At 43.4% G+C, this 4,210-nt stretch carries 4 protein-coding genes; all 4 read right to left on the reverse strand.

Annotation, left to right across the window (positions count from 1 at the left end):
- Window positions 1-1,837, reverse strand: a 1,837-nt coding sequence (locus tag KGY70_17900; GenBank protein ID MBS3777076.1) for a hypothetical protein, incomplete at its 3' end; no start/stop codon positions are given.
- A 223-nt stretch (window positions 1,838-2,060) separates the two neighbouring features.
- On the reverse strand, window positions 2,061-3,563 hold the full coding sequence (locus tag KGY70_17905) for a glycoside hydrolase family 28 protein (protein MBS3777077.1): 1,503 nt from the start codon (window positions 3,561-3,563) through the stop codon (window positions 2,061-2,063).
- Between the two features lie 89 nt (window positions 3,564-3,652).
- Entirely contained in the window at window positions 3,653-3,973 is a 321-nt protein-coding gene (locus KGY70_17910; protein MBS3777078.1) for a hypothetical protein, read from the reverse strand.
- On the reverse strand, window positions 3,937-4,210 hold a 274-nt coding region (locus KGY70_17915), incomplete at its 5' end, for a hypothetical protein (GenBank protein MBS3777079.1). The genes KGY70_17910 and KGY70_17915, both read right to left, overlap by 37 nt.

Below are 4,210 nucleotides of genomic sequence, written 5' to 3' on the forward strand. Positions count from 1 at the left end.
CATTAGGCTGCTCAACCAACACATCCAGCGCCGCCATGATGTCCTCGACTCTCTGGCCCATAAGAGGACGTCCTATATCGCGGGCCAAAACTGCAACCCGGTGTTCAGTGTTGCAGTGTTTCCCATTACTCCCATGATCAGCTGTTTCTCCGAAGCCACGGGCATCAATTGATAGTACTATGCGGTTTTGATTCACCAATTGCATAACAGCGCCATCCGGCCCCGCTTCCTTTTTATTGCCGCGTCCATCTACATATAGCGTAGCCGGAAGTTCGCCCTCACAATTTAAAGGTACAAACAACAGGGCGGGGACAGGAACTTCACCTTCACGCTCGATAACCAGCTTTTTGATGCGGCAACTATCGCGATCCAGCGAACCCGCTTCTTTCACCCTAATCTCGCTGGTTTCTTGTCGACAACCGATTAACCGGCGGATTTTTGCCAGACATTCGTCAGTACTGTGATCCTCCCAAAATTCCTCCCGTGCCCCGCTCAGTTGGCGGGCACGTATGAAATTCAAATCCGCCACACTCTTCTCGTCGGAAAACTCTTTGAGCACCTGTCCGCTCTGCGTACATTGAAGCTGTCCTTCAAGCTTTTTGAGATGATCAGGATATTTCTTAACATCATCCTCCTCTGGCACTATCTTGTCTTCGTTGCACAACCAGCGGCGCATCCACCGGGTAGCCTTTTCTCTGTGTGGGGGTGTAAAACCGTGTTCAGTATCGCTTTCGAAAAACTCGAAACATTCGCTTTCGCCAAGTGTTGCGTACATCTTTTCCGCATCTGCCCCCACCTCACGGGCAGATTGAATCTCAAAAAGATCATCACGCCTGGCGGCAAGAATAGCTGTCGGTTCAGGTGCATGCATTAACACATAATCGGCCCGATCAATACCGTATTTCCCTTCGCAAGGTAAATGCTGGCAGCCATCCGATGGGCCTAACGTCTCATATAGACGATGGTGACGCATGAGGTAGCAGGAAGGAGCCGCCGGGCCAATGCGGCCGTCAAGAGCCATCAGGAAGGTTGTCTGGGTTCCACCCCCGCTCGTGCCAGTCAACCCGACCTGTTTATCCTTGTCAACTTCCGGCCGGCTGAGCAGGTAGTCTATCGAGCGAACCCCGTCCCAGGCTTCGTATCCTACCACACTTCGACCCACAAGGAGGGACCCAAGATTGAGCAAAGTATGTCCGGTTGTGCCATGACGCTTATCAAAATACTGATAACGTTCGCCCTGACAAATCGGGTCGTAGCAAAGGGCCACCATACCGTTCTTTGCCAGAAGTGCTGATATTGCCTGATAATAAGAGGCTTTCCCTGCATCAGTGTGGCCACAGGCGACCAGCACGCCCGGCCACGGTCCATTCCCTTCTGCAGGAATATACAAATTGGCCGTAACCCGGTGACTTGGGCGGCTCTCATAAATAACATTCTCCACCCGGTAACCGTCCCGCTCATGTACTCCGGTAACTTTCGCATTCAATGGAGTTTTCTTCTCGGGTAGCTGGCCGATCAGATCCCGATATACCTCTTTCAATTCATTGCGCCGCTTAATCAACTTGTCGCACGATTCCAGTGCTGCGTCAAATTCTTCATCTCTCTCAGCGTATTGCTTGGCGGAAATGCGCATCAAATAGGACCACAGAACTTTCCTGCCACATTTTCCTAAAATATCTAAGGAATCCGACTGCACCCCCGAACCTGTGTTTGATAAAATGCTAAGGCTTCCCTCACGGGCTAAACAGGCTTTATCAAAACCCAACTGATTTAACATTAAAACTCCGGCAGAACCTAATGCTGCCTTTTTTAAAAAATTTCTCCGGGATTGTTCCATGATTTCAAGTTTGTCAAATAAACTTATTTATTATTATTGACATGGTATACAAGTCAATATAGTTGACCAGATTTTAAATCTATCTTTTATCCGAGGACAATAGTGAATATTTTTATCATCAAAAGCGTTGGATCCTCTGAAACTGAATTACAAGCCTTAACAATTGATTATTGTTACAAAGAGGGCACTTTGAACTGTATCTTTTTTTATCCGGCATATCTGTTTAGTTTTCTTCATTTACAGTCGAAATAACCGATGGAAGTTGAATATCATTACAATTATTTAAGTTCACCTGTTCGCCGTTTTTTGTTTGCATTGTTACATTTTTCATAGTCCAGTCTTCGGCATAGGAAATTTTTCCGGCTTTCCGGGCCTGGACTGTAATATTTTCCCAGTGAAGATTGTGTATAGGCTTTTCGGGATATGCATTTGCATAAAATGCCTGTTTGGCATTTTTGACAGTAATGTCTTCAAAGACAAGATCCCTGAATTCCGGAATGCCACGTTCTTTAGGTTTCACTTTTTCAGTAAGTTTTTTCCAGTGCCCGGGTATTTCTTCTTCAGGTATTTCTTCCGGAATTTCGGGATAGCTATAAGATGGGAACCAGTTAAGCTCAAAATAAAAAGGATAAGGTACACCATTCATTTTAATATCGTGAAAATGGATATTTTCAATAACGCCTCCTCGCACTTTTGCTGATTTAAAACGGATGCCGTATTGGGTATCTTCAGCTTCAAGACCGTAAACTTCTATATTTTTCATACCCCCTGCTGTTTCGCTGCCAATGGTAAATAAGCCGTGTCCGGCTCTTGAAAGGTTATTTCTGTATACCACATCTTCAACAGGTTTATTTACCCTAAGTCCATCTGCACCCCTGCCTGATTTCAATGCGAAGTTATCATCATTACAATCAACATCGCAATTTTCAACCAAAATATCTACGGAAGAATCGGTGTTTATGCCGTCCGAACTTGGCCCTTCCCCGCCAATATTATTTCTTATCACTATACCATTAACATGCACTCTGCGGCTATACGTTAAAGTCACAGCCCAAAAGCCAGACCTTTCGATTCTGAAATTCTTAAGATTCACATTTTCAGATTTATATACTACAAGCGGTCTTACCCGTTTACAATCATAATCAAGCGCCCAGCGCAAATCCCTTTTTTTGTATTCGACAAACATTCCACCTGTTCGTGGAGGATCGCCCCAAAACTTATCCCACCAGTATTTGCCGTTACCATCGATAGTTCCTTTCCCGGAAATTCTGACATTTTCTGCGTTGTTTACATTGATAAGGGCAGCCGGCCATTCCATCTCAATACCTGCAATCCGGGTCCAGATATCAGGAAAAGCATCGTCGTCCTGTATGGCCTTGATGGTAACATCTTCATCAATGTGTAACTCTACATTTGATTTAATAAAAAGGGCGCCGGATAAATAAGTGCCCTCCGGAAATATTACCTTGCCCCCGCCGACTTCAGAAGCTTCATCAACAGCTTGTTGTATGGCGTCTGTATTAAGAGTTATCCCATCCCCTTTCGCACCATAGTCCTTTACATTGAACTCTTCTTGCGGTATTTTTACAAAAGAGGAATCATAAAAAATGGATTCAAGGTGACGGACCAGTTCACTTTTCTCTTCAGATGGAATACAATTTGCAAAACAGATCACTAATGATGTAAAAATTAATGTAAGCTTGATAATCCTATTTATTTGAGACATAATTATAATATTTTTTTATGAACTCTCCCCGAATTCCTGCTTTTATATCAATCACACGTCTAAATTTGGAATAAACCATCTTTCTCATTTCAGAATTGAATGATCAACCAAGCGATAAATACGAGAAACCCAACGAATCCCCAGGCAATAAAAAATCCAATTATGTCTTCTTTATGACGCTTAAAGAAATTTATCCAGCGTGATTTGCTTAAGTAAGTATTTACATCCAGTAACAACAACTCTTTTTCATGTTCTCCGGCCAAAGGTTTTCCTTCTCCTTCTTTAAGCTGATCATCCATATCTGACAGGCGCTTTTGGTTGTCAAAAAATTCTTCTGTTCTTGCTTTATTTTCCGGTTTAGTAATAAGGCTTACTATAATAAGAGCACAAAACCTGCAAGCATTGTCCATCCGAAGGGTTCTGGTTCCCAGTCGTATACCAGTTTGAATTCTCCAATATTTAAATAATTAAGCACATAATACAGGCAAAATGAAACAATAATGGCTGCTGCCGCCCCGTAACGGTTGGCTCTTCTCCATAATATTCCTCCAAATATGATAATTCCCATGAATGCGGCTATTGTTTCCGTAAAAAGAAAGGCATGAAGCACGTTATCAATGGTTAAAGCAAACAAAACACCTAAAATG

The organism is Bacteroidales bacterium, from assembly GCA_018334875.1.
GTDB lineage: Bacteria > Bacteroidota > Bacteroidia > Bacteroidales > UBA12077 > JAGXLC01.

What these genes read in the sequence shown, in the direction of transcription:
- KGY70_17910 (MBS3777078.1), bottom strand. Translation starts at nt 3,973, where the DNA reads ATGGACAATGCTTGCAGGTTTTGTGCTCTTATTATAGTAAGCCTTATT.
- KGY70_17905 (MBS3777077.1), bottom strand. Translation starts at nt 3,563, where the DNA reads ATGTCTCAAATAAATAGGATTATCAAGCTTACATTAATTTTTACATCA.